Source organism: Nocardia camponoti (assembly GCF_014646135.1).
Taxonomy (GTDB): domain Bacteria; phylum Actinomycetota; class Actinomycetes; order Mycobacteriales; family Mycobacteriaceae; genus Nocardia; species Nocardia camponoti.
This window is the reverse complement of record NZ_BMMW01000001.1, coordinates 640,125-665,770: the sequence shown is the minus strand read 5'-3', so window position 1 is coordinate 665,770 and position 25,646 is coordinate 640,125. Positions and strand designations below refer to the sequence as shown.

The following is a 25,646-nucleotide window of genomic DNA, read 5'->3' as shown; positions in this document are numbered from 1 at the left end:
ATGTCCGAGGGGAAGATAGGAGCGGACATGCTCGATTTTGTTGTTGATGCCGACCGGCTGCGTTCGGAGATCGCGGCGTTCTACGGCGGGTTCGGGGTCGCGAACGAGTTGGTGGCTGCATTCGACGAGGCAGCGTTGCTCGTGCCGTTGCTGGGCCCAGAGGACAGGTTGTTCACCCTGGACGTGGGTGGCGTCGCGTGGGTGTGCGCGTTCACCGGGCTGACTGAGTACGCGCGATTCATGGTTGCGCGCGGGGTGGCCGCCGATGACCAGTACCGCTTCCACACCTTCCTTGGTCGGCGGCTCAAAGCCTTCGCCGATGAGCAATCAGTGCCGACCGGGGTCGCGGTCGACATGCTCAGCTCGGCGCCGATGACGTTCCCGCCCGCCGTCGCTGAGGCTGCCGATGGCTGACAATCTCAACGTTGATCCGACCCTGCTTACTCAAGCTGCGACCGGCATTACCTCGATCATCGGTGAACTCTCTGCAATGGGGATTGGGGAGACCGGCGCGGTGGGTCGTGGGTTTTCGCTGTTGACGATGTCGTCACTTGAGATCGGGAAACCCAACGCGCAAGCCAGTTTTGAGACCTTCACCGAGCGTTGGTCATGGGGTGTGCGGGCGTTAGTGCAGTCAGGCAACTCGATCGCGCAGATCCTGAATTTGTCGGCTGGCCGTTACTACATCATGGACGAACAGTTCCAATCCACGTTCAAGGAAATGTTCACTCACGTTGCGGGTAACCCGCATGCGAGCGATGCTGACATCGACAAGATGTCGTGGGGCGAAGTGTTATCGAATAATTCCGTCAATTTCGTTCTGAACCACAATTACAGCAAAGAATCCTTTGTTGATGCGGCGAACCACGTGGGCAATAATGTGTCGACGCTTCACCAAGTCGGCCAGTACGCGATAGATAATCCAGGCAAGTTCGGGCCTGGCGTCGCGTGGGATACCGGTGTCGCGGCCAAGGTTGCCGAAATTCAGCAAGCACAGCAGGGTGGGGCGGGGAAATAGTTCGTGAGTTGGTTAGACGGAATCGGCAATGCGGTCAACAGCATTGGCGACAAGATCGAAGATGGCCTCGAAACCGCGGCAGAGAAAGTCGGCGGTGTTTATAACACCGTCCTCGATGCCGAAGCCGCTGTCGCCAAAGCGCTGGGTGCGGACGGCCTCGCTGACACCCTCGACAGCCTCGGTGACCGGATCGCGGCGGCGCTGGGCGCGGCGGTCCCGGAGAAAGAGCTCGGCGAAACGTCGGACCCTAAAGAGTTAATTCAGGGCGATCCGGCCAAGATTAACGAGGTCAAGGGCCACGTTGAGACGATCGGCACCGCGATCAACACTACCGGCGACGCGCTGCGCAAAATCGACGTCGCCGACTGGACTGGCGACACCGCGACGGCCTTCGACCAGGAGTACTCCAAGCAGCCCAAGCTGTGGTGGGACGGCGCAGACGCGATGGGCAAAGCGAAAACCGCACTTGACGCCTGGTATCACGAAGTTGTTGCCGCGCAAGCGAAAGCATCGGAGGCGATTGCGAAGTGGGAAGCCGCCGATCGCGAGGAACGCGACCGTAAAAATGAGTGGAACGCCAAGTCGGATGAGGAGAAAAAGGGGCGCAACCTCACCGACACGTGGACGGATATGCGCAATGCTGCGCGGGCGATTCTGACTGCCGCGCGGACACAACGTGATAATGCCGCGAATTCTTTCGTGACCGCGATTAACGCTGCGACATCGACCGCGCCAACGGAACCGCCATTCCTTTCGCGGTGGGGCTCGAATTTTGATGACCTCGACGCGGCAATGGAACAAGCGAAATTGAACTTCACGTCGGGTTTGTTGACGTCGTTGACGGGGATTGTGCAGTTCGTTCGTTCGGTCAATCCGACCGATATTTACAACATGACTCATCCCGCCGAATACATCAAGTCGATGTCGGATCTGGGGACGGGCATGGTCGTCGCCGCCGCGGACCCGAAAGCGACTGTGTCGGCGCTTGTTTCGGGGTTCCGGACCAATCCTTCGGAGGCATTGGGTGCGTTGACTGGCGACCTGGTCACCACGTTGGCCACGGGTGGCGCTGGCGGCGCTGCCAAGGTTGGACTGACCGCCGTGGACAAGGTGACCGATGCGGCCAAGGTCACCAACGCCGCGCGCAATGTTGTCCAAGACGGTGCGAGTGTCGCGGGCAAGAATGTGGCTCATGCGCCGAATCTGACGACGGCGGCACCCAAGGTCGACGCGCCAGCGGCCCATCCCACCGGCACTCATCCGGAAGCGCCGTCATCAACGCGTCCTGACGCGGCGGCGAAGCCTGCTGATTCGCCCGGCACCAGTCCTGCCGACAACGACCCGGCCGCATCGGGAACGCATCCGGACGCTAAACCCGAGGGTGCGAGCCCGGATGCCCCTGGGTCGAATCCCGCTGGCGCACACCCGGATTCGCCATCAACGGCCGCCGACGGGGCCCCGAACAGTCCCGCGCCCGCGCAGACAGACGGTGCTACGCCACATGAGTCGCCGACACCGGATCGACCAGCCGCTCCCGCCGACAACACGCCCGCTCACACCGACGGGCCTGACAATGCGCGCCCAAACGATCCAGATTCGCCTGTCGCACATCCCGATTCGGACGCACCCGCACGACCCCACGACGGTGACGCCCCGGCCGCGCACCCCGACGGTGGCGAGCACACGCCCGACAACACCGCACACGATCCCGACCGGGCGCCGGCGACCGATCCCGGCAACGCGCACCCGGATGCAACCCACCCCACCGACAACCTGACCGGCACCCACGACACACCTGACCCCAAGCCCAACCCCGAGGCCAACAACAACCTCAACACCGCCAACGAGCACGACAACAACGGCAGCGGCGGCAACAACGTCCACGACACCGGCAAACAGGATGCGCCAGAACATAATTCGACCGATGAGCAAACCTGCAAAGGTCGCGACCCGGTCAACATGGCCACCGGCGAGTTCCTGCTGCCGCAAACCGATGTCGACTTGCCTGGCATTCTGCGGCTTGTGCTGCGTCGCGGTCACTACTCGAACTACCGGTTCGGGCGTTGGTTCGGCCCGTCCTGGTCAGCGACGCTGGATATGCGCGTCGTTGTCGGCCCCGAGAACGCGACGGTGGTTTTCGAAGACGGCATGTTGCTGCCCTATCCGCACAGCGAAGTTGGTGTCGGGGTCGAACCCGTCACCGGTGGTCAACGCTGGAAACTCACCCGCACCGAAACCGGCGGCTACCGCCTGTGGGATCCCGACCGGGAACTGGTGTGGCACTTCGCTCCTGAGCGCGTACTCGACGGCCTTGATACCCAGCTGGGCAACTTCGCGATCTCGGCGATCACCGACCGTCATCACAACCGCATCCGGTTCCACTACGACGCTCTCGGCGCCCCGACGGCGATCACCCATTCAGGCGGCTACCGACTAGAGCTGACTACTCACGCGGGTCGCGTCACCGCGATTTCGGTAGCCGGCGAGGAAACAGTCACGCGGATAAGGGAATTCGCCTATACCGATGGTGCGCTCACCACCGTCACCAACGGTGTCGGCGGGCAAACACGCTTCGCCTACGACGCCCACCATCGGATGGTGTCGTGGACGGACTCCAACAACAGTTCCGTGGTCAATACCTACGATGAACATGGTCGGGTGGTCGTCCAGCGCGGCACTGACGGTGTCTTCAACGGCGAACTTGACTACACCGAATTCGGTGCTGGCACAGGGCGTTTGACTCGTTCAGTCAATTCCCAAGGTGCGGTGACGTCCTACGGGTTTGACTCCGACCTGCGGTTGCGCGATCTGCTCACCCCCGATGGCGGTCACCGCCACATCGACTACAACGCGTTGCGTAAACCTCTAGCCGTTACCGAACCCGACGGTGCCGTCACCCGCTACGCCTACACCGCAGATGGCGACGTCGCGGTGATCACCCGCCCGGACGGTTCGCAGATTTCGATCGATTACGCCTACGCGAACCGCCCGTCGCGCATCACCAACCCCGACGGCACCGTCCTCGAACGCGAATGGTCGAAATCCGGTGATTTGGCCGCGACCGTTGACGCCCTCGGCGGTCGCACCACTTTCGCCTACGCCGATAACGGTGCGGTACAGCAGATTTCCGATCCCGACGGTAACCGGACCCACGTTGAGGTCAACGCTGCTGGGTTGCCGATAGCGATTACCGATGCCTATGGTGCGACCACTCGCATCGTGCGCGACCATTGTGGTCGCCCGATCCACGTCACCGACCCGATCGGCTCGACCACGCGCTATGAGTGGAACGCCGAAGGCCGCCTCGCGGCCCGCGTCGACGCCCAAGGACACCGTGAGACCTGGACCTACGACGGTGAGAACAACCTGCTCCGCCACGTCAATGCGATCGGCGCGGCAACGACCTACACCTACGGCGGATTCGACAAGGTAGCCGCTCGCACCGACCCTGATGGCTCAACCACCCGCTACCTTTACGACACCGAACTACGCCTGACCGCGGTGATCAACCCGCTCGGGCATCGGTGGAGCTACGAATACGACCCGACAGGCCGCTTGATCGCCGAAACCGACTACACCGGCGCGACCACGACCTACACCCACACCGCCAGCGGCCGCATCGCCACCGTCACCCCCGCCACCGGCGTGACGCGCAGCCACCGCTACGACATCCTGGGCAACCTCACCTCCATCACCGCAGACACCGGCGAATACCTGTCCTACACCCATGACGCGGCCGGTCGAGTTCTCACCGCACTCAACGGCGTCGACGAAACCCCAACGCACGCACTCGAATTCACCTACACCGCGACCGGTGCTGTCGCCACGCAAAAACTCGACGACCAGCCCGCGATGGTCAACGACTACGATCATCGAGGGCGCCGCACCAGTCGCACCACCCCAACTGGATCGACCACGACGTGGTCGTACAACAGCTTGGGCCAAGTCACCGCGATGACCGCCGACGACCAACCCATCACCTTCACCCATGATCGTGCGGGCCGATTGGCGGGTTGGCGCATCGGTGAAGTGGAAATCGACCGAACCTTCACTCCCACAGGACAACTCGCGACCCAACAGGTAACCGGTTTCCCAGCGGCGACGTTGAGTTTGAATTTGGGCTTCGGCGACGCCCCCGCGCGACCGGACCCATTCACGATCCGCCGAGACGAATACGCCTACCGCCCAGACGGTTTCCTCACTCACCACCGATCCACCTCCCAAGGCGCGGCCCCGACATTGGCGGAGTACGCCCTGGACGCGCTCGGCCGGGTCACGTCCATCACCCGCGACGCACAACTGTCGGAGGCGTACGAGTACGACGGCTTGTCGAACATCACCGCCAGCCTGCCGTTCGACCCCGCCCCTGAAACTCCGTCGGTGCCACCGCAATTGGAGGGTCGCGAATACCACAACAACCTGCTGGTACGCGACGGCCGAAACCACTATTACTATGACCCAGCAGGCCGCCTGATCCGCAAGGTAACAACGCGCATTTCCCGCAAGCCAGCGGTATGGCACTACCGGTACAACGCGTTCGACCAACTGACCGACGTTTACACGCCGGAGGGGGAGTGGTGGCAGTATACCTATGACGCGCTTGGCGATCGGACGTCAAAATGCCTTCTTGACCCCACAGGTAATCGCACGAGCGAGCTTGTTCGCTTCGTATTCGACGACAACACTTTGGTTGAGGAGATCGGGCCGCACTGCTGTGCTCGCTGGAGTTACTTGCCTGGTACGCGCATCGCTCTGACCCAGTCCGCCAGTTCGACGCTTGCAGCGATTGTGGTCGACCAGTCCGGGTTGGCGCTCCAATTGGTGCACCCGTCGGCGGAAGCTAAGGGAACTGGGCGCTACAAGCTGTGGGGCGATGCTGTGTGGCGGGGCATTTCCACGCCGCTGCGGTTCGCAGGCCAGTATGCCGATGATGAGACTGGCTTGCACCACAACGGGTTTCGAGTCTACGACCCTGCTGTCGGACGTTATACAACGTCCGACCCATGTGGGATTTCGCCATCGCCAAATCCGTACGGCTATCCTCGCAACCCCACACATTGGGCCGACCCACTTGGTCTAGCACCTGATGCATGCTCACCCGGGTCGCGTGTTCCAGAAGTTGTTGATCCCAGCACGGTGAGGTTCACTCAGGACTCGATCAGTCAGAACTTTCGAAACGGCGACTCGGTATTCAGCCTGGCGGACGCGCTTAGGTCGGGTCGTGTACTCCCGGGTGAGGTGCCAGCGATCAGAGTCTTCGAGCGCGACGGGAACGTCTTCTCTCTCGACAATCGTCGCCTTGCCGCATTTCAGATGGCTGGGGTGGAGGTCCCAGTTGTTCCCGCCACGGCAGCCGAGGTCGCAAGAGACGCGTTTAAGATGACGAGTAAGACCGATGGTCAAAATATTCGTATTCGAGGAGAGGGTGGACTAATATGGCCGAACTGAGTTATCGGCATGTATCCGACAAAGCCGGTTTGGTGGCCATGATCACCAAGCTGGTTGCGACACTACAAGAGGATCCTGGCGCAGTTGAGAATACGACCCTTGAAGCATTTCTCGAAGCAGCAGGAGCGTGGCTCACCGATATAGATGACGCATACCTCGAAGAGCTCGGAATCGTACCCGAGGCCAGTAACTGGAAATTTCTGGCACTCTTTACCCAAGCCGGATCGTCATATGAGTGACGACGCTAGGCGAACTAATAACGCGCTTCACCGAAAGCCGGAACACGCGGGCTGAGAACAGCGCGCCCCACCCGGCGAAATTTCGACCAACGACGCGCGCATCAGTGAGTTGCGGAAGATAAAGGAGGACACTATACGGGTTAGGGACTGCTGCACGCTTAGGTGCAACCTGACCTGTGGTGCCAGGTTGCACCACAGCAAGGCTGTAAACAGTGCCAAAGCCCTACCCTAAAGAGTTCCGCGATGATGTCGTGCGCGTGGCCCGCAAACGTCCTGAATCCTCCCCGGTTTCTATCCAGGAATGGCTCGGTACCAGACACATGGGCTGAGGCGCTGGAGAACCGAATAAGCCGCCAGAACTCTTCATATCGGAATGCTTGCCCAAACGGCTCACGACTGACATCGTGGGATGGAGAATGATGACCTCGCTGCTTGATGCGAACGAGCTACCAGCTGGCTTCAGCTATCCGAAAGGGTTTGAGCATATCGTCGAACTCAATCTCGTGAATCTGGAGCCATGGGAGATAATGTTCGGCAGCCTGCTTCAGGCTCGCCTCCACGGCACGGAGAAAAGGTACCCAGGGAAGGGTTATATCCCATTCGCGAGGAGGGGAGACAATGATGACGTTGAATGTTGGATTGCGCCCGGAAACCAAGAAGTGGTGATAGTTCACGACTTTGCGAGCCTCGGATACGAAGTCCGGCGCACATTTCCACACTTCTATGATTGGTTTCGTCAGGCGATCGATGATCTGATCGAGTTCGACGAACTCGGGTGACTTCTCGCGCAAGGGGCGGGTGCCGAACAGCTTCCGGCGTGAACAGCTGCCGTCATTTCACCCGGTGGCATACAACGTCTCAAGGTCAACCAAGAGCACATCACCCCGAGCCTGCTATAGCGGGACCGAAACCCGCCCAGCTATAGCAGGCAAGCAATGGTGAACGCACGTCATAGCCCTTGCCTCTCAACAACTCTCGGGCCCATTCAAGCCGCTCAACGTGGCCGATGTCCATCACCCTGTCCCACTTCACCTCACCCGGCGAAAGCACACGCTTGGGGCATGCCGGGTTCCTCGGCCGAATACGATTGCCTTTTCCTCCAGCCTATCCCGTCGATCATGAGAGATCGGACGAATTCGCAGAGCATACGCAGATTGCTCGTTGCCCTAACTGTGACGGGCCTCGGCGCCCGGGCGTTGTGCTCGTGCTCAACCAGTTAACCCAAGGAATATGATGAATAACGTGAGTTCCGGTGATGATTGTGGGCGTTGGGGCGGCCATGGCGATGAGCGGGGCGTACTGACCGGGTGTACGCCCGCAGGTGTCGGTAGAAAGGACTGCCAAGCATGAAAAATGAAGGGGAACTTGACGTTGATCATTTCCACTCGACTGTTGGAGACCTGACAGTGGTCACCGTGCGCTGCATTTCTGGACGAATCCATCGCGGAGATTTCCTTAGCCCGGCCGCAGTCAGTCCCTTGTGGGAGCTTGCCATTGAGTCGATAGTCAAGTACGGGCGCGAGTGGGAGTTTATTGATCAAGCGCACCGCGCCGAACTGTACCTAAGGGGTTCCGACACATACCGTGTGGGACAGGGGCAGCGACTCTACGCATTTTCGCAGTAGAGGAAAGTCCTATCAGGGATAGGGCGGAGGAGTGTGGCGTTTCCGTGACGGGCCTTCGCGCGTGGCGTTCTGCTCGTGCTCAACCGCTTAGCCCGAGGAAGATGATGAATAAACTGAGTGCCGGTGACGAATCGGCTTCCGACAAAAATCGGATAACTGAGGCAGCGAAAATAAGACCGTCTGCCATCAATATCATTAAGGCAGGTGCCAGTCTTACCGAATACGTTGCTTACGCCCGCAGTCGACTTCCCTTCGAGGTGGAAACGGTGCAAGCTTTGCGCGTCTTGCTTTTGACGGCGTCGCCGTTCGAAATGTGGGATGCATTGTCGGTGACAGTGGGCTACGATAATGGCGACCGCCTCAACGTGGATAATATCGGTGTGATGTCGCAACGTTACGATGAGCTGGCTGGGGAGTTTCGGGCTGGTAGCGCCGAGTAGTGTTGTCAACCTTGGTTCTTGTGGATCCCGAAAACACGGAAATCCTTCATCGAGCGGTAGAGTGTGACTGTGACCCATGATGATCGACTGTTCAGGCAGCTAGCGGCCGACTCCCCGGTAACTCGACCGGAGATTTTAACCTTCATTCAAGAATTCGTCGACGCGGGTGAATACGGCCTGGCTTTTGATACCTTGTGCGCATGGATTCAGGAGGATGAATTACCAATAACGCGCGCTTACTTTGCACGGTTAGTCACCGCGGCGGACGCGTTGTACCACCCGCAGTTAATCGAGCACTATCAACTTGACAAGTTCATAATTCCTGGCTTCGGGGAATAGCCTTGAGATCATGATGTTAGTGGCATCGACTCGGTCCTGAGGGACCGGAAGCAGGTAACGGACGGAAAGTAATGCTTGGCCGTAGAGAGTTAACAATAAACAGAGTAAGGGTCGTTTACTACCCCAGATCAAGCGCCACACAACGCACAGGGCACCTTAAGCCCTCCAAACTGGAGGAGTTATCCACCTTCGAGAACTTTGCTGACGTGGTGCGAAAGATCGATGTCATGAACCCATCAGGTTCTATACTCGTCCCGGCATTTTTGCATTGGAGCGATGGCACCGATCTCGACGAAGTTGATCGAGTCCTTTCATCTAAGTCTCCCGATCTTTCTGTAGTGGGAAGTCCGGTGACCGCAAATGAGATCCCTGTTAAATGCCCGAACTGTCAGGCAGTCTATGACTGTTTAGTAATGGAGACCATGGTCTCAATTAAGGGCGACTGGACCGAATATCCTATGCATAGGCGAGTCCTGAACTGCCCACACTGCGGGGTCCGCTGGAACCCTGAGGTCGTTCTAGTCATCGAGCAGGTACGTCCTCCGGGATCCGCAGCCTGACTGGCAATTGTTGGCGCTATTTCTCCAAGCCGGAACGTCATACGAATGACGAAGGGCCGTTCCCGACCCTCGCCGGGTCCAAGTTGGAGTGGCCGCTTTGGATCCGCTACCGAACGATCCCCAAGCTCACGAGCAACCTCCACACATCGGTCGACGGGTCTCGTCCCAGAATCGGGCAGTGGTCCGCGTGACCGGATCGTCCCGACCATTGTGCCGGCGTCCACGCCGTTTCCCGGTTACGCGGGACGAAGCGATGTTCCGCATTGCTCGCCTTACAAGCTCCGTGCTCGCACTGTCCTACCAGTGCGCGCGCGTTTCGGACGGCCGTTGCTTCGTTTCCGAACAACGCCTTCTTACGGTCTTCGCCGATACTTTTGTTGTTTCGTTTGTCGTAATCGTGAAACTCGCCGGAGGTGGTCGCTCTGCGCAATTTCTCGACGATCAGCTTGCTGCTCCCGTGCTGCGCACCCGAGACACTCCGAAAGTGCAGTAACAACCACAGATCGAAAGATGGGTGCGAGAAAGCTAATTCAACCTGAGCTTTCGCTGCGGCTCGAACCGCCCGTTCGATGTCGGCATCTCGGTCGGTCCCATCTCGGTCGAACAACACCCATGCCTCACAGTCGTCGGCACGCTGCTTAACCTTGGCCACTGTCTGGAGTGGCAGCAGGCCGTTCTTCTCCCATACAGCGTGGATGAGGAAAGGTTTCCGGTCGTCGGTGCCGCATCCGAACCGCTCGTTGAGGTAGTCGAGGTAGTCGGGTTCGGTTTGTTCGCCTTCACACGCGACGTAAATGATTCGCTGGCCGCGATCTCGGCCGGCCTGTCGGTGTAGGTCCCGGGAATCGTCTTCGTGTCCACGACGTCGACTGGGACGAAAACCCGCGGGGTGCTTCCCTTTCCGCGAGTTCACTCGGAACCTTCCGCTATCTGCCGCGACCGTTCGCGCGAGATTTTGCCGATCGAGATCCTAGGAATGCCGCCATAGCGTCCACGGAGGTAACCGCGCTCTAGGTTGTCTTCCTTTCGTGGCTTCGCGTCGATCAAGGGGTACAGCTCGGTCTCGCCTGATCGTTGCTTCGCGGTCAACCACACCTGATCGCGGTCGAGTGGCCGCTCAAGCACGTTGTTGCCTAGGAGCGTCGCGTCGTGCGTGGTGAAGATCAGTTGTGCGCCTTCAGGATTGGCGTCTGCGTCCTGGAACAGGCGAACCACTTCTGCGGCCAGCGTGGGATGCAAACTTGAATCCAGTTCGTCCACCAGCAAGACCGCGCCGGACTTCAACACGCTTAACAACGGGCCGAGGAACGCGAACCAGGCATGCGTGCCTAAGGATTCCTCGCTGAGGAAATCTAAGGCTACGTCGCCGTCTTTCGCTTGATGGCGAAGCTGGACTTGGTCGGACTCTGGGTCGATGTCGACTCCGGTCAAACCCAGGTCGGCGACAGCGAGCAGGCGGGTGACGTCCTCGGCGAACTGTGGTGAGTCTTTGACGTCGGTGAGTAGGCGTTGGGTCCATCGGGTGCGAGCGGCGATATCGGTCGCGGGAGAGACCAACCAAAAATTGTCGTTGAACCAGGCATGGATCGCGCGAAGCTGCGGGTCGTTGAACGTCGCGCCGACCGACAAAAACAGGGCGTTGGGCCTGGTAAACGCGACCAAATCTTCCCTGCGGCCCTTGAATCCTGTTCCGCGGAAGACGAATTCGTCGCTGCCCGCGTCGCCGCGTGCAGCATCCCGGTCGAACCAGATATTGCGTTTGCCGTGCGGGTAGGCGTGGAGCCACTCGGCTTCGACGCGTTCATCTGACAGTTCGAATCCATACGTGTACCGGATCGGCGGGGTGCCGAGCAGAAGATCGACTTCAAAAAGCGAGCTTTGGTCGCGGGATTCGGGATCGAGCTTGAATGGTTCGCGCGGTATAAGCGTGGGAGTTTTGGCCCACTCGGCCACCGAGTCGCGGATGGCGGTGCGCATGAATCGGAGAGCGCTGAGCAGATTCGATTTGCCTGATGCGTTCGCACCGAAGATGCCCGCGACCGGCGATGCGGTGACGGGACGCCCCTTGCTGGTCAGCCCCGTCTCACGTGCGGTGCCCTCGTTGAACTCGGTGCCGATCAGCGACAGTTCGTACTCATCCCGAATCGACCGATGATTGGCCACCCGAAAACGCAACAGCATGCCCAGCCTCCTCGTGACGCAGAGCAGAACTGCGTTAAACCGTGCTTTGTGCGGAAAACCTGCACAAACGAGCTTATTGCATGGTCTTGTGTTCCGCCAGTGTTCCCCAGCTGTCGGCAGGTTTGTGGGAGCTCAGCGGCGCTCGCCATAGGCTTCCGCCGCCTCGCGGAACACGTCCAGCCCCTCACCACCCAAATGCGGCCCGCTCACCTCCACCACAACATTCGACGTCGCAACCAGGTCCGCGCACGTCAGGTCGAAGCGGGTGCCGGAAGGCAGGATCGCACCGAATTCGGCTGCCGCAGCGGCGAAGACGATCCTTCCAACGCCCGCCCACACCATCGCCGCCGCGCACATCGGGCACGGTTCGCCGCTCGCGTACACGGTGGCACCGCGCAAGGCTTCGGCGCGACCGGCCGCAGTCGCGACCGTGATCGCGACCAGTTCGGCGTGGGTGGTGACGTCGCCGGTGGTGTTCACCGCGTTCACCCCCTCGGCGATCACGGACCCATCGCGCGCCACCGCTACCGCCCCGAACGGTCGGTCGCCCAGGGCCAGTGCTTCGCCAGCGAGTTCGATGGCGCGGCGCAGATGGGTCGCGTCAACCTCGGTCAGGTCGCTCATAAGCTGAGATCCACTTCCGTTCCAATGCCGTTGGCGCGGGCCTTGTCGATCAGCAGGCGGGCGGTGGCGAGGTCTTGCAACCCGATGCCCACCGAGTTGAACAGCGTGATGTCGCGTTCGGTGCGACGGCCGGGTGCCCGGCCGGAAAGGACGTCGCCCAGTTCGGTGCTCACCGCGTCCTGGGTGATCGCGCCCTCGGCGATGGCGAGCAGGCTGTCCCCGGACTTGGTGAGCGTGGTGCCCACCGAGTCTACGACGACCCTCGCCCGACGCATGGCCTCCCCGTCGACCTCGCGGTGGTCCGCGCGCGGCGGTGCGCCGACGGCGTTGACGTGCACCCCTTCGCCGAGCCACGCACCGCGCAGGATCGGCTCGCGCGACGGGGTCAGCGTGCAGACGATGTCGGCGGCGCGGGTAACCGCTTCTGGACTGTCGACGGCGTGCACCTTGAGATCCAAATCGGTTATCGCACTGCGGAATCGGTCGATCGTGGCCTTGGTGCGCGACCAGACGAGCACCGTGTCAAGCTCGCGTACCGTCGCGATGGCGCGCGTGTGTTCGATCGCGAGATTGCCAGCACCGATCACGCCGAGTGTGGAACTCCGTTCTGTCGCAAGGTATTTGGTGGCAACCGCGCTGGCCGCCGCTGTGCGCACAGCGGTGACGAGGCGACCGTCGATCAGCGCCTCGCACGCACCGTCAGTCGCCGAGGTCACCACGATGACCGACCGCTGCACCGGCAGGCCCCGGGCCTGGTTGGCGGGCAGGTCGGCGAGCAACTTCACCGCGACAGCACCCGCGGACTCAGCCGCGGCGACCATCGGGATGAACGCCGCGCCACCCAACGCCACGGCTGGCGGCGCTGGCACGAACGCGGTGCCCGCTGCCAATTCGGCGTGCGCGCGTTCGACGGCGGCGAGCACCTCGGCGCGGTCAAGCAGGGCACCCACATCAGAGTGCGACAAAATCAGCGTCAACGGTGACTCCTCAAAAGCAGTGACAGGTCAGGAAGTTCGGGCGAAGGCGACGGTGAGGTCGCGCGGGGATCGGCTGTTGCCGACCAACCCGCTGACGGCGATGATCGCGATCACATACGGCAGCATCACCAGCAGCGCGAACGGCACGTCCACGCCAAGGGCGGGCAGCGCGAACTGCAGCGCCTGCGCGAGGCCGAAAAACACCGACGCCCAGATCACGCCGAGCGCGCGCCAGCGACCCGCGATCACCGCGACCACGGCGAGGTAGCCGATGCCGCCAGTCATGTTGTCGCTGAACGAATGCACCTCGGACAGGGCCAGTTGCGCGCCGCCCAGTCCCGCCGCGAACGCGGCAAGCAGCACGCAGCCGTAGCGCACGGCGCGCACGGGAAGGCCGGTGCGGTCGGCGGCGACGGCGTCTTCGCCGATCGCATCGATGATCAGGCCTAGTTTGGTGCGGCGCGAGAACGTCACGGCCAAGACGGCGACCACGGCGATGCACAGATACCCGAGCGCGGTCTGCCCGAACAGCGCGGGTCCGATGACGGGAATGTCGTGCAGAAGCGGGATTTTCAGCGGGTCGAAGCCAGTCACGCTGTGCCCCTTGCCATCTGACAGCAACAGCCGTGCACCGTACGTGGTTGCCCCTAACGCAAGCGCGTTGCTCGCGATGCCGACAACGATCTGGTCGGCTCGCAGCCGAATACTCCAGATCGCTTGCAGCGCACCGAAAATCAGCGCGGCAACGACGGCGGTGACGGTGCCGATCACTGGTGAGCCGGTGCTCACGGTGCCGAGCACCCCGGCGAAGGCACCGGTCAGCATCATCGCCTCTAGGCTCAGATTGAGCACGCCAGCGCGTTCGCTCACCAGTTCGCCACTCGCGGCAACGAGGATGGGCAGGGTGAAACCGATTCCGCTGGTTGCGATGTCGGTGACCGTGTCGAGACTCATCGTTGTGCTCCCGCGAGTTCGGTGGTGTCAGGCTTGGATCTGCGCACACTTCTTGTCCAGATGGCCGCCCCCGCGATGAAGACGATCATCAGCGACTCAACGACCGCGATGGTCGACGCGGGCACATTCGCCGCCAACTGCAGGTTGATGCCGCCCGAAACGAGGAACCCGAGCAGCAGCGACACCGCGACGACGGCCGACAGCGAGCCTCGCGCGAGCAGGCCGACCACGAGCCCGGAGAACCCGTAGCCCGACGACAGTCCTTCGGCGAGCACGAAAGGTGCTGTCGCAACGAGTAATCCACCCGCAACGCCCGCGAACGCACCCGCGCTAGACAAGCTCAGGAAGCGCAGTCGACCGACCGACAGTCCGAGTCGGCTGGCCGCGTCGGGGTTGAGGCCGACCGCGCGCAGTCGGGTGCCAAGTGCGGTGTGCCGGAGCAGAATCGCGGTTCCGATGGCGGCGATCACCGCGATCCATAGGGCGATCGTCGCGGGGGACCGTTCGATACCTAGGAGCGGCAAATGTGCTGCGGCAGTGAGAGGTTCGGATTGTGGGAGCGTCTCCGACGAGGTCACCGGTTGACGCAGCAGTGCGGGTTCATGCACGACCAACAGCACCATCGCCAGGCCGACGAAGTTGAGCAACAGGGTGGTGATGATCTCGCTCGTGCCGCGCGTCACCCGCAGGTACGCGGCGATCGCGGCCCACAACCAGCCCGCTGCCGCCGCGCCGATCAACACCGCTGGCAACGTGATCGCGGCTGGCGCGCCGGTCAGGGTGGTTCCGATCGTGGTCGCGGCGATCGCGCCCGCGCAAATCTGACCTTCACCACCCACATTGACCAGCCCAGCGCGATGCGCGATGGTGAAGCCCGTCGCGACCAGCATCAGCGTGGCCGCGACATTGAGGGAGGCGCCGATCGCGTAGTTGCCGCCGAACATTCCTTCCCACAGCGCGGTGATGGTCGCGCCAGGAGCAGCGCCTGCCGCCGCGGCCAAGATCAGCCCGACCGAGCCGGCGGCGACCACAGCCGCGACGGCGACCGCGAGGGGATGGTGGGCCACCTGCCCGAACCCGAGGCGCGTGCTGGGGACGGTGAGCAGGTGCCTGCGCCCGTCTGCCCGGTGGCTATCCGGCGCGCTGGCCACCGACACCGGGGCCTGATCGGTCATGCCGAAACTCCCATCATGAGTTCGCTAATCTGTTGTTGCGCATCGGGATTGGCGACCGCGACTGGACCGCTCATCGTGCCGCGATAGGCGACAACCACGCGGTCACACACGGCAAGCAACTCGGGCACTTCGCTCGACACCACAAGCACCCCGCAGCCGCGCGCGGCGGCATCGCGTAGTTGGGTGAGCACGAAATCGACCGCGCCAATGTCTAATCCGCGTGTGGGCTGCGCGGCGACAATGCACCGCAAGTTCGCCGCCGACAACTCCCGCGCGAGCACCACCTTCTGCTGGTTCCCGCCCGACAGCGAACCCATCCGCACCCAGGGCCCCGCCGCGCGCACGTCGAACCGGTCGAGTTCGACCTGCGCCGCACGACCGATCGCTCGTTTGTCGAGGAGACCGAAGCGGCGAAAGCGGTTGAGCTGGCCCAGAAACAGGTTCTCGGCCAAGGTCATGTCCGCGACCATGCCGTCACGGTGACGGTCCTCGGGCACGATGCCGAGGCCACGTTCGGTGCGTTGCGCTGGTCGCGCGGTGGTGATGTCGACGCCGTCGAGCGTCACAGTGCCAGCGTCGACGGGGGTGCTGCCCGCGAGCACCGCGACCAGTTCGCTTTGCCCATTGCCTTCCACGCCCGCGATGCCAACGATCTCGCCGGGCCGCACCACCAGGTGCGCGTTGTCGAGCGCGGCGCTCCCGTCGGCGCGACGAACCGTGACGCGATCAACGGTGAGAACTGGTGCGTGCGAAGCTGTTTCGCGCGTCGGCCGGGCGATGTCTGACGGTGTCGCTGGCGCTAATCCGATGGTCGCGGCAACGGTCGGATTGAGGTCAGCGGCGGTGCGACCCACCATCGCCGTCAGTAACTCGGCGACGTTCGTCTCGGACATCCGGCCACCGCCTGCCACCGTCCCGCGACGCAACACCGTCGCCGCATCAGCGACCCTGGCGACTTCGCCGAGCTTATGCGTGACCAGCACCACCGCTTTGCCGTCGGCGGCGATGGCGCGGCAGGTGTCGATCAGCGCGTCGATCTCGGCGGGATCGAGCACTCCCGTTGGTTCGTCGAGCAGGATCAGCGACGGGTCGCGCAGCAGCGCCTTCACGATTTCGACCTTTTGCCGCGCGCCGACCGGCATCGATGCGACGTTGCTGTCTGGGTCAACGTGTAGCCGGTAGCGTCGCGCGATGTCGTCGAGTCGATCGGTGAGGTCTTTGCGGCGCATCCGCAAACCCTGCTGGGTCAACAGCAGGTTCTCCGCGACGGTCATGGTGGTGACGAGGCTGAAGTGCTGGTGCACCATCGCTACGCCCGCACGCATCGCGGCGGCGGGTGATTCGGGTCGAAAGTCGTTGCCGCCCAACGACATTGTCCCGGTGTCGGGTCGGTAGCTGCCGAACACCAGATTGCACAGCGTGGACTTGCCAGCGCCGTTCTCGCCGAGCACGCAATGGACCGTGCCAGCCTCCACGACGACATCAACATCGTGGAGCGCCCGCACGTCACCGAAGCGTTTACCGACCCCGTGCAGGGTCAACGCGGGAGTGCTCATGATCGTCAGTACGGCTTGATCGCGCCGGTGGACAGGGCGGTCTTGGCCTTCGCGAGCGCGTCGGCGACGCCAGCGTCCTTGCTGCACAACACGAAATCGGTGCCGTGGTTGGGCGAGGTGAGCCCGAAGCGCACGTTCTCAGCCTTCCACGACTTGTCCAGCGCGGCGTTGACCGCGAACTCCACTTCGGCGCCAATGTCGGTGTGGACGTAGCCGAGGTAGACGGGGTTGGTGCAGTCGCCGGGGATCGGGCCGCCAACCAGGGCGGCACCAACCTGAGTGGCGGCCTGTTCGATGCCCGCCTTGCCGAGGTTCACGATCTGACCGAGTGCGCCAGCGCCAGCGCCGTAGTCCGCGAGTGCGGCCTGCTTGGCCTTGGCGGGGTCGTTGAAGTCGCCCAGATACTGCGGAGTGAGCACATTCGCGTCCGGCTTGACGAAGCGTGCTCCGTTGCCAAACGCCTTGGCGGCGTTGACAATCGCGGGCAGCTCAACGCCGCCGATGAACGCGACAGCGCCTGACTTCGAGCCCGCCGCCGACACCGCGCCGCTGAGGAATTCGGCTTCGGCCTGCTGCGGGTCGTAGTAGGCGAGGTTCGCCAACGGCTTGGCGTCGGCGGGGCCGCCGATTTCGACGAACTTCACGTTCGGGAACTGGGGTGCCACTTTGCGGACGTCGGCGTCGGTCTGACCGCCGAGGGAAATCACCAGGTCATTGGCGGAGGCGAAGCGAACAAGGGCCTGCTGGTAGTCGCTGGCTGGCACCTGTTCGACCTTGCTGAGCTCCACTTTGTCACCGAGTTTGTCGGCGATGCGTTGGTAGCCAAGGTATCCCGATTGCATGAAGCCGGTGTCGGACAGCGAGCCGGGGAAGAACACGCCAACTTTGAGTTTTCCGCCAGCCGCCGAGGTTTCCGTGGAACCGCAGGCCGACAGCAGGGCAGAGGCGGCCAGTAAGGCCGAGCTGACGGCGATCGCGCGCCGAGTGGACTTGTGCACGGGGTACTCCTTGGTCGAACGAACCGCTCACTTAGCGGTATACCGTTAAGTGTGAGCGTGATGGTCGTTGATGACCGGCGGATTACCGAAACGTAAGAAACGGTCGCGTCCCGCGCGCGGGCTACCGTGGTGGGCGTGTCAGAGCCGAAGGATGGGGAAGTGGCTGCGGAATCGGCGAAGAAGTCGCTGCGGGATCAGGCGTATGAAGAGCTGCGGGACCGCATCATTGACCTGCGGTTAAGCCCGGGCCAACGGCTCGTAGAACGCGATCTTGCCACCGAACTGGCTATCTCGCGCATTCCCTTACGCGAGGCGTTGCAGATGCTCGAACGCGAAGGTTTGGTCGTGATCGTCCCTCGCCAGGGCGCGATCGTCGCGCCGTTCACCGTCGCCGACGTGCGCGACCTGTTCGACGTGCGCGAAAGCCTCGAGGTGCTTGCCGCGCGACTAGCGGCGGAACGCGCCGAACCGGCCGACCTCGCCGCCCTGCGCGAACAACTCACCGCCGCCCGTAGCGCCACCGCGCGCGCCGACCAGTCCGCGATCGCCGCCGCTAACGCGCGGTTCCACTCGGTGATCGTGGAAATCTCGGGCAACCCGCTGCTGCAATCGCTCCTGCGTCCGCTGGAATCGCGCGTTCGGTGGTTGTTCCACCTGACGAAGGAGCGCGACCCGGGCACTCAATGCGACGAACACGAAGCGCTGTACGCGGCGATCGCGGCTAACGACCCGGATGCGGCGGCCGAAATCGCGTACGGCCACGTGCGCTCAGGTCGCGAACCGAGTTTGGCGTTGTCGGCGGAGTGGTCAATGCCCGTCATCGACCCAATTTCGGCGACGCGCACCCGGCAGCGGGGGAGCAATCGGGAAGCGTCTGCGTGAGCAACCATCCGGTTGCCACACTCGTGGCATTTTCGTGCATGTTGGTGCGTCGGCCCGCCGATTTCGGTCGAATGCCCGCGAACGTGCACGAAAATGCCACCCGGCACGGTGAAGCTCGCGGCGGGGTTCACGTAGTTGGAGGGTCAACCCGGTAGGTGGAGGGGCCCGTGGCGATGACATCCGTTACCGGGCCCGGTGGGCGGCCGCATCGTCGTTCACAGCCTGACCAATGCTGGCGGCCCGCAACCTCAACTTCATCGGCTGGAATGTCTTCTCCCGCAACGGATTTGGGCGCACCAACCTGCACGCGACCGCTCTCCACTGCCGCGTCCGCTTCGCCGCGCACGTCGCTCAACGCTTTCGCGCACCCCGGCTGACCTGCGCACGCGCTCACCTCCAGCCACGGCGAATTCGCATCGAAAACCATGCCCATCGGGGCCAATACGCGCACAACCGTTTCGGCTGGGCCTTCGTCGAGGTCGGTGATGACGATGCTGCGCCACGGGGTGAGGAAGATCGGGCGGTCGATCGCGGCGAGGAATTCCGCCGTGCGCGCGGGGAGCGTGCCGAGGGGGACGCCCGCGCCTAAGCTCACCAGGCCGTTGTCCTGGTCGAGCCAGCCGATCGGAATCTGGTGTGTCGCACCGAATTTCAGCGGTTCGGTGACGGGGGAGTGTTCGAGTGTCTCGATAATCGACTCGACCGCGCCGTCGATCTCATGCAGTCGCCATTGCCCTGCGGCGTCGTCGCCGCGCAGGTCGAGAAACCCGTGCGCGGCCGCGAGCATCACGTCGACCGCTTCGGAAGCGTTCACCCGCACACCGGTATCTACTCCGGCGAGCACGAGCGCGAACTCATCGTCGGCGACGGCGTGAATACCGATGTCGCCACGCAACGTGGTGACGTCGCCGCGCCCATCGTCCAGGGTGAACAGGACCCGACCGGGCAACTCCGCCAACGCGGGATCGGCTTGCAGTCGCTCGTCCAAATGCGAGGCAAGGCCGGTCACGTCGGCCCAACCGCCGACACGCCCCGAAAGCGGCGACGCGACGATATTGCGCACCCGCTCATGCGACCGACTCGGCAGCAGCCCCACCGCATCGAGGCGAGCGGCGAGTTCGTCGGCGTCGCGCACCTGCCGTAGCTGAATATTTCCGCGTGAGGTGAGTTCAAGATTGCCGTCGCCAACGTCACGTGCTGCATCGGCGAGCGCCTGCAACTGCGCCGGTTCAAGCCGACCGCCCGGTACGCGAATGCGCGCGAGCGGCCCATCGGCGGCCTCATGCAGCCGCAGGACGCCCGGGCACGAATCGGGGGAACGCCTGGTCATGCAACAACCCTAATAGGGGCGTTCACCAAGAGTGCGTGCGCACGTCGACGGTTGCCTGTACGGCCAACTCGTCGCTGGGTCCGTGGGCGGGATGGGCGGTCGCGGTCCCGGGTCAACGCCGACGTCACGCGCTCGCCCGGCGGAGACATCGACCAGTCCCTGCCCGCTCGCAGTATGGCCGTGCGGCTGAACTTGGCGGCGACAGCGCGGTGCCCGTCGGACGGACGATTCCTGGTCGCGGCCCCTCTTGTGGTCTGTCGGGGCGCGCATTGCACGACGGGCACGTCTGCATTGTTAGCGGGCAGATGGCCCCGCATCGGGACGTGACCAGCGCAACGTGCATGTCTGCCCAGTTCGCGGGTAGTCGCTTAGGGTGAGGGCTTCGCTGGCTTAGCACGGACCTAAGGAGACGCCTATGTTGCGCAAGTTCGTTGACAAGCGAGTAGTTCCCGCGCTCGACCGGGTCGCGAAAGCGCAGGCGCCGGTGGTTGACCGGTACGTCGACTGGCTCAGCAGCAGGCATCCCGACGATGCCCCGGTCGAAATCGTGCAGCGGTTATCGCGGCAGTACCTCGTTGTTGTCACCGCCAGCGGCGTGACGGTTGGCCTGACCGCGGCGGTCCCCGGCGTCGGCACGTTGATCGGGCTGGCCGCGACCGGCGTCGACACGCTCGTGTTCCTCGAAGCGTCTTCGGTGCTGTCGGTCGGCGCGGCCGCCGCGTACGGGCTTGATCCTGATGACCCGCGCCAAGCACATTTGGTGTCGAAAGTGGTGCTCGGCGAAGCGGGCACGGAACTGCTTGACGAGACCGCCGGCCACAAGACCGGCAAGTGGCTTTCCGTCGTCACCGACCACATCCCTGTCTTATCGTCGATGCCTGACTCCCCTGCCAAGCGTTTCATCGTGAACTACCTGGTCAAACGTGGGCTACTCCTGTTCGGCACCCTGATCCCAGCCGGAATTGGCGCGGTGATCGGCGGCGTCGGCAACAACGCCCTCGGCCACCTCGTGATCGCCAACGTGTACCGCAACCTGGGGACGGGCACCCCGGAGATGGTTGATGTGGGCACCGAGCCGTCACTCGAACCCCGAAGCTAAGCAGGGGCGCTGCCCGGTGTCGGGCCGCCGCTGCCGTCGCCGCACATGGTCAGGGGTGCGCGTTCAACACCAAGATCAGCAGGCGACCACTCGGTGCTGATCAACTGTCCAGCAATCGGTACGGGCTGGAAAGTTGCCTGCCGGAGGCGCCCAGTAGCATCGTCTTGCTCGGCGGGCGTCGAGGAAACCGGTGGGAATCCGGTGCGGTCGCGCCACTGTGAACAGCCAGACCCTCTCCGGCGAGCACCCGCCAACCCGATGGGCGCGTCACCCCAGGAAGGTCTCACCTCGTGATTCTGCTGCTATCTACCTCCGACACCGACCTGCTCAGTGCCCGCGCGTCCGGCGCCGACTACCGGTTGGCGAATCCGGCTCGCCTGCTTGTCGACGACCTGCCCGCGCTGCTCGACGGCGTCGACCTGGTGATCGTGCGCATCCTCGGTGGCAAACGCGCGTGGGAAGAAGGACTCGCGGCGCTCATCGCATCGGGCAAACCGGTTGTCGCGCTGGGCGGCGAACTCGCCCCTGACGCCGAGCTGATGGAATGCTCAACGGTCCCGCTTGGTGTCGCGACGGACGCGCATAACTATCTCGCCGCAGGCGGCGCGGACAACCTCGCGCAGCTGCACAACTTCCTCTCCGACACCGTCCTGCTGACCGGCGAAGGTTTCGAGCCGCCCGTGCAGTTGCCGTCGTGGGGCGAACTGACCCGCACCGCACGTCTTTTGGAGCCCGGCGCGCCGACCGTCGCGGTCGTTTACTACCGCGCCCAGCATCTCGCGGGCAACACCGGTTACGTCGACGCGCTGTGCACCGCGATCGAAGCGAAGGGCGCGCGTGCGCTGCCGGTGTATTGCGCGTCGCTGCGCACCGCCGAACCCGAACTGCTCGACGTGCTCGGTCGCGCCGACGCGCTCGTGGTGACGGTGCTCGCGGCTGGCGGCAGCAAGCCAGCGACCGCGTCGGCCGGTGGCGACGACGAAGCGTGGGATGTCGCCGCGCTCGCCGCGCTGGATGTGCCTATCCTGCAAGGACTTTGCCTGACCAGCGGCCGTGAGCAGTGGGTCGCCAACGACGACGGACTGTCCCCGCTTGATGTCGCGACGCAGGTCGCGGTGCCCGAGTTCGACGGCCGCATCATCACTGTTCCGTTCTCGTTCAAGGAATTTGACGCCGACGGCCTGTCGACCTACGTCGCCGACCCTGAGCGCGCCGCGCGGGTTGCTGGCATCGCGGTGCGGCACGCGAAGCTGCGCCACATCCCGAATGCCGAAAAGCGGTTGGCCATCATGCTTTCCGCGTACCCGACCAAGCACGCGCGCATCGGCAACGCTGTCGGTCTCGACACCCCGGCTTCCGCGATTCGCCTGCTCTCCGAATTGCGCAGTGCCGGTTACGATCTCGGCGACTCGGCCGAAGTGCCCGGTCTCGATGCCGAAGACGGCGACGCGCTCATCCATGCGCTCATCGCCGCGGGCGGGCAAGACCCCGACTGGCTGAGCGCGGAACAGTTGGAGGGCAACCCCATTCGGCTCGGCGCGGCCACCTACACGCGCTGGTTTGAGTCGCTGCCGGAGGAATTGCGCGAGGCGGTTATCGAGTCGTGGGGGCCGCCGCCGGGCGAACTGTATGTCGACCGGTCCGCTGACCCGGCGGGCGAAATCGTCATCGCCGCACTGCGTTTCGGCAATGTGGTGCTGATGGTGCAGCCGCCTCGCGGGTTCGGCGAGAACCCCGTCGCGATCTACCACGACCCCGATCTGCCGCCAAGCCACCACTACCTCGCCGCTTACCGCTGGCTCGCTGCCACCGACGGGTTCGCCGCCGACGCGATGGTCCACCTTGGCAAGCACGGCAACCTGGAATGGTTGCCGGGCAAGACGCTGGGCATGTCGTCGGCGTGTGGCACTGATGCCGCCCTCGGTGACCTGCCGCTGATCTACCCGTTCCTCGTCAATGACCCGGGTGAGGGTACGCAGGCGAAGCGTCGCGCGCACGCCACTCTCGTGGATCACCTGATTCCGCCGATGGCCCGTGCCGAGTCCTACGGCGACATTTCCCGCCTTGAGCAGCTGCTTGACGAGCACGCCAACATCTCCGCGCTCGACCCGAGCAAACTGCCCGCGATCCGTCAGCAAATCTGGACGCTGATGCGCGCGGCGAAGATGGACCACGACCTCGGCCTCGCCGAACGCCCCGAGGAAGACGTCTTCGACGACATGCTCCTGCACGTCGACGGGTGGCTGTGCGAGATTAAGGACGTCCAGATCCGCGACGGCCTCCACATCCTCGGCCAGGCCCCGGAAGGGGACACCGAACTCGACCTGGTGCTTGCCATGTTGCGCGCGCGCCAGCTGTGGGGCGGCGAGCAGAACGTGCCGGGGCTGCGAGAAGCGTTGGGGCTCAGCGAAGCTGGCGACGAGTCACGCGACCGCGTTGACACCGTCGAAGCGCGCGCCCGCGACCTCCTCGCCGCATTGCAGGCCCGCGATTGGGCCGTCGACGCGGTCGACGAGGTGGTCGACACCTACGCCGCGACGCTGCTCTCCGAGGTGGCCACCTCAGGATCGCCAGCCGCTCCCGACACCACCGCCGACGAGGGCTCCCTCGACGCGCACCCGACGACCACCGGGACCGCGCAAGCTGGCAGCGCGCCCGTTCCCACGGTGCCCACCGTCGCGGAGACTGCGCACCTGACGGCCACCGTCCCCGGGATCGCGCAAGCCGACGGCGCGCCCGTTCCCACGGCGCCCACGGTCGCGGAGACCTCTGAGACCGCCGCCAGGACAGCAAACCCTGGCGACATGGCCGCCGCCGCTGCCGCCGTCGGGGCGGTCCCCACCACGTCCGCCCAGCTCACCGCCGTCAAAACCGTCCTGCGCTTCGCCGCCGCCGAAGTCGTCCCCCGACTTCGGCAGACCAACATCGAAATCGAGCGCGTCCTCCACGCCCTCAACGGCGGCTTCATCCCCGCCGGGCCCAGCGGTTCCCCCCTGCGCGGCTTGATCAACGTGCTGCCGACGGGCCGCAACTTCTACTCCGTCGATCCGAAAGCCGTTCCGTCGCGGCTGGCGTGGGAGACCGGGCAGGCGATGGCCGAATCGCTTGTCGCCCGCTACCTCGCTGACCACGGCGAGTACCCGAAGTCGGTGGGGCTGTCGGTGTGGGGCACCTCCGCGATGCGCACCTCCGGCGACGACATCGCCGAAGTCTTTGCGCTGCTTGGTGTTCGGCCGATCTGGGATGAGGCGAGCCGTCGCGTCACCTCGCTTGAGGTGATTTCCCTCGACGAACTCGCGCGCCCCCGCATCGACGTGACCGTGCGCATTTCCGGTTTCTTCCGCGACGCGTTCCCGCACGTGCTCGCCCTGCTCGATGACGCGGTGCGCCTCGTCGCGAACCTCGACGAGCCCGCCGAATCCAATTACGTTGCGGCCCATGCCAAAGCAGACCTGCAAGAGCATGGTGACGAACGCCGCGCGACCACCCGCATCTTCGGTTCCAAGCCTGGTACCTACGGCGCTGGTCTGCTGCAACTCATCGATTCGAAGAGTTGGCGCACCGACGACGACCTCGCGCAGGTGTACACCACGTGGGGCGGCTACGCCTACGGTCGCGACCTCGACGGCATTCCCGCCGCCGACGACATGCGCACCGCCTACAAGCGCATCGCGGTCGCGGCGAAAAACACCGACACCCGCGAACACGACATCGCCGATTCCGACGATTACTTCCAGTACCACGGCGGCATGGTCGCCACTGTTCGCGCGCTGACTGGCAAGAATCCCGACGCCTACATCGGCGACTCGACCCGGCCCGACGCTGTCCGCACGCGCAGCCTGTCGGAGGAAACCGCCCGCGTGTTCCGTGCGCGCGTGGTGAACCCGCGGTGGCTTGAAGCGATGCGTCGCCACGGGTACAAGGGCGCGTTCGAGATGGCAGCGACCGTCGATTACCTGTTCGGCTACGACGCGACAACCAACGTCGTCGCCGACTGGATGTATGAAAAGCTCGCGGAGAGTTACGTTTTCGACGACGAGAACCGCAAGTTCATGACCCAGTCGAACCCGTGGGCCCTGCACGGCATCGCCGAGCGTCTGTTGGAAGCGGCCCAGCGCGAACTGTGGGAGCACCCCGAGCAGGCCACCCTCGACCGCCTTCGCGAGATCTACCTCGAAACCGAGGGCGAGCTTGAGTAGCA

General features: G+C 63.7%; 20 protein-coding genes and 1 riboswitch. Of the genes, 11 read left to right on the top strand and 9 right to left on the bottom strand.

Annotated features, from left to right (window positions below):
* The first annotated feature begins 27 nt into the window (after positions 1-27).
* The 8 genes from IEX78_RS03000 (at position 28) to IEX78_RS24855 (ending at position 9,669) form a co-directional block, all read left to right on the top strand.
* The gene (locus IEX78_RS03000; protein WP_188827143.1) at positions 28-414 is read left to right on the top strand and encodes a hypothetical protein; all 387 of its coding nucleotides are present in this window, start codon (positions 28-30) and stop codon (positions 412-414) included.
* Positions 407-1,018 (top strand): hypothetical protein, encoded by a 612-nt coding sequence (locus IEX78_RS02995; RefSeq protein ID WP_188827142.1) that lies wholly within the window; start codon positions 407-409, stop codon positions 1,016-1,018. The genes IEX78_RS03000 and IEX78_RS02995 overlap by 8 nt, the downstream gene beginning before the upstream one ends.
* Before the next feature lie 3 nt (positions 1,019-1,021).
* Positions 1,022-6,466 (top strand): putative T7SS-secreted protein, encoded by a 5,445-nt coding sequence (locus tag IEX78_RS02990; RefSeq protein ID WP_188827141.1) that lies wholly within the window; start codon positions 1,022-1,024, stop codon positions 6,464-6,466.
* Positions 6,454-6,705 (top strand): DUF7660 family protein, encoded by a 252-nt coding sequence (locus tag IEX78_RS02985; RefSeq protein WP_188827140.1) that lies wholly within the window; start codon positions 6,454-6,456, stop codon positions 6,703-6,705. Before IEX78_RS02990 ends, IEX78_RS02985 begins: the two co-directional genes overlap by 13 nt.
* Positions 6,706-7,121: 416 nt before the next feature.
* Complete coding sequence (locus tag IEX78_RS02980) at positions 7,122-7,484, top strand: hypothetical protein (RefSeq protein ID WP_188827139.1); 363 nt, start codon at positions 7,122-7,124, stop codon at positions 7,482-7,484.
* Between the two features lie 947 nt (positions 7,485-8,431).
* The gene (locus tag IEX78_RS02975; RefSeq protein ID WP_188827138.1) at positions 8,432-8,770 is read left to right on the top strand and encodes a hypothetical protein; all 339 of its coding nucleotides are present in this window, start codon (positions 8,432-8,434) and stop codon (positions 8,768-8,770) included.
* A 69-nt stretch (positions 8,771-8,839) separates the two neighbouring features.
* The gene (locus IEX78_RS02970; RefSeq protein WP_188827137.1) at positions 8,840-9,109 is read left to right on the top strand and encodes a MafI family immunity protein; all 270 of its coding nucleotides are present in this window, start codon (positions 8,840-8,842) and stop codon (positions 9,107-9,109) included.
* 71 nt (positions 9,110-9,180) lie between these two features.
* Entirely contained in the window at positions 9,181-9,669 is a 489-nt protein-coding gene (locus IEX78_RS24855) for a hypothetical protein (RefSeq protein ID WP_505806163.1), read from the top strand.
* Between the two features lie 106 nt (positions 9,670-9,775).
* Here IEX78_RS24855 and IEX78_RS24695 read toward each other — a convergent pair whose 3' ends face one another.
* From IEX78_RS24695 to IEX78_RS02930, 8 genes are all read right to left on the bottom strand, one after another.
* Positions 9,776-10,582 carry an RloB family protein gene (locus IEX78_RS24695; RefSeq protein ID WP_188827136.1) on the bottom strand — a complete coding sequence of 269 codons (807 nt, stop codon included), beginning with the start codon at positions 10,580-10,582 and terminating at the stop codon, positions 9,776-9,778.
* On the bottom strand, positions 10,579-11,850 hold the full coding sequence (locus tag IEX78_RS02960) for an AAA family ATPase (RefSeq protein WP_188827135.1): 1,272 nt from the start codon (positions 11,848-11,850) through the stop codon (positions 10,579-10,581). The genes IEX78_RS24695 and IEX78_RS02960 overlap by 4 nt, the downstream gene beginning before the upstream one ends.
* Positions 11,851-11,982: 132 nt before the next feature.
* On the bottom strand, positions 11,983-12,474 hold the full coding sequence (locus IEX78_RS02955; RefSeq protein WP_188827134.1) for a nucleoside deaminase: 492 nt from the start codon (positions 12,472-12,474) through the stop codon (positions 11,983-11,985).
* The gene (locus tag IEX78_RS02950) at positions 12,471-13,451 is read right to left on the bottom strand and encodes an ornithine cyclodeaminase family protein (protein WP_188827133.1); all 981 of its coding nucleotides are present in this window, start codon (positions 13,449-13,451) and stop codon (positions 12,471-12,473) included. The genes IEX78_RS02955 and IEX78_RS02950 overlap by 4 nt, the downstream gene beginning before the upstream one ends.
* A 27-nt stretch (positions 13,452-13,478) precedes the next feature.
* Positions 13,479-14,405: an ABC transporter permease gene (locus tag IEX78_RS02945; RefSeq protein ID WP_188827132.1), complete on the bottom strand. Its 927-nt coding sequence runs from the start codon at positions 14,403-14,405 to the stop codon at positions 13,479-13,481.
* Positions 14,402-15,580 (bottom strand): ABC transporter permease, encoded by a 1,179-nt coding sequence (locus tag IEX78_RS02940; protein WP_188827131.1) that lies wholly within the window; start codon positions 15,578-15,580, stop codon positions 14,402-14,404. Before IEX78_RS02940 ends, IEX78_RS02945 begins: the two co-directional genes overlap by 4 nt.
* On the bottom strand, positions 15,577-17,136 hold the full coding sequence (locus IEX78_RS02935; protein ID WP_188827130.1) for an ABC transporter ATP-binding protein: 1,560 nt from the start codon (positions 17,134-17,136) through the stop codon (positions 15,577-15,579). Before IEX78_RS02935 ends, IEX78_RS02940 begins: the two co-directional genes overlap by 4 nt.
* A gap of 5 nt (positions 17,137-17,141) precedes the next feature.
* On the bottom strand, positions 17,142-18,134 hold the full coding sequence (locus tag IEX78_RS02930; protein ID WP_188827129.1) for a BMP family protein: 993 nt from the start codon (positions 18,132-18,134) through the stop codon (positions 17,142-17,144).
* Positions 18,135-18,269: 135 nt separating this feature from the next.
* Between IEX78_RS02930 and IEX78_RS02925 the strand changes: the two genes are divergently transcribed.
* On the top strand, positions 18,270-19,016 hold the full coding sequence (locus IEX78_RS02925) for a GntR family transcriptional regulator (protein ID WP_188827128.1): 747 nt from the start codon (positions 18,270-18,272) through the stop codon (positions 19,014-19,016).
* A 127-nt stretch (positions 19,017-19,143) separates the two neighbouring features.
* Here IEX78_RS02925 and cobG read toward each other — a convergent pair whose 3' ends face one another.
* The gene (cobG, locus tag IEX78_RS02920; RefSeq protein WP_188827127.1) at positions 19,144-20,346 is read right to left on the bottom strand and encodes a precorrin-3B synthase; all 1,203 of its coding nucleotides are present in this window, start codon (positions 20,344-20,346) and stop codon (positions 19,144-19,146) included.
* A gap of 415 nt (positions 20,347-20,761) precedes the next feature.
* Here cobG and IEX78_RS02915 point away from each other — a divergent pair, with 415 nt between their 5' ends.
* A complete protein-coding gene (locus IEX78_RS02915; protein WP_188827126.1) occupies positions 20,762-21,445 on the top strand; it encodes a hypothetical protein in 684 nt (227 codons plus the stop codon).
* A gap of 124 nt (positions 21,446-21,569) precedes the next feature.
* Positions 21,570-21,700: riboswitch (cobalamin riboswitch) on the top strand.
* A gap of 35 nt (positions 21,701-21,735) precedes the next feature.
* The gene (gene cobN, locus IEX78_RS02910) at positions 21,736-25,644 is read left to right on the top strand and encodes a cobaltochelatase subunit CobN (protein ID WP_188827125.1); all 3,909 of its coding nucleotides are present in this window, start codon (positions 21,736-21,738) and stop codon (positions 25,642-25,644) included.
* Positions 25,645-25,646: the final 2 nt, after the last annotated feature.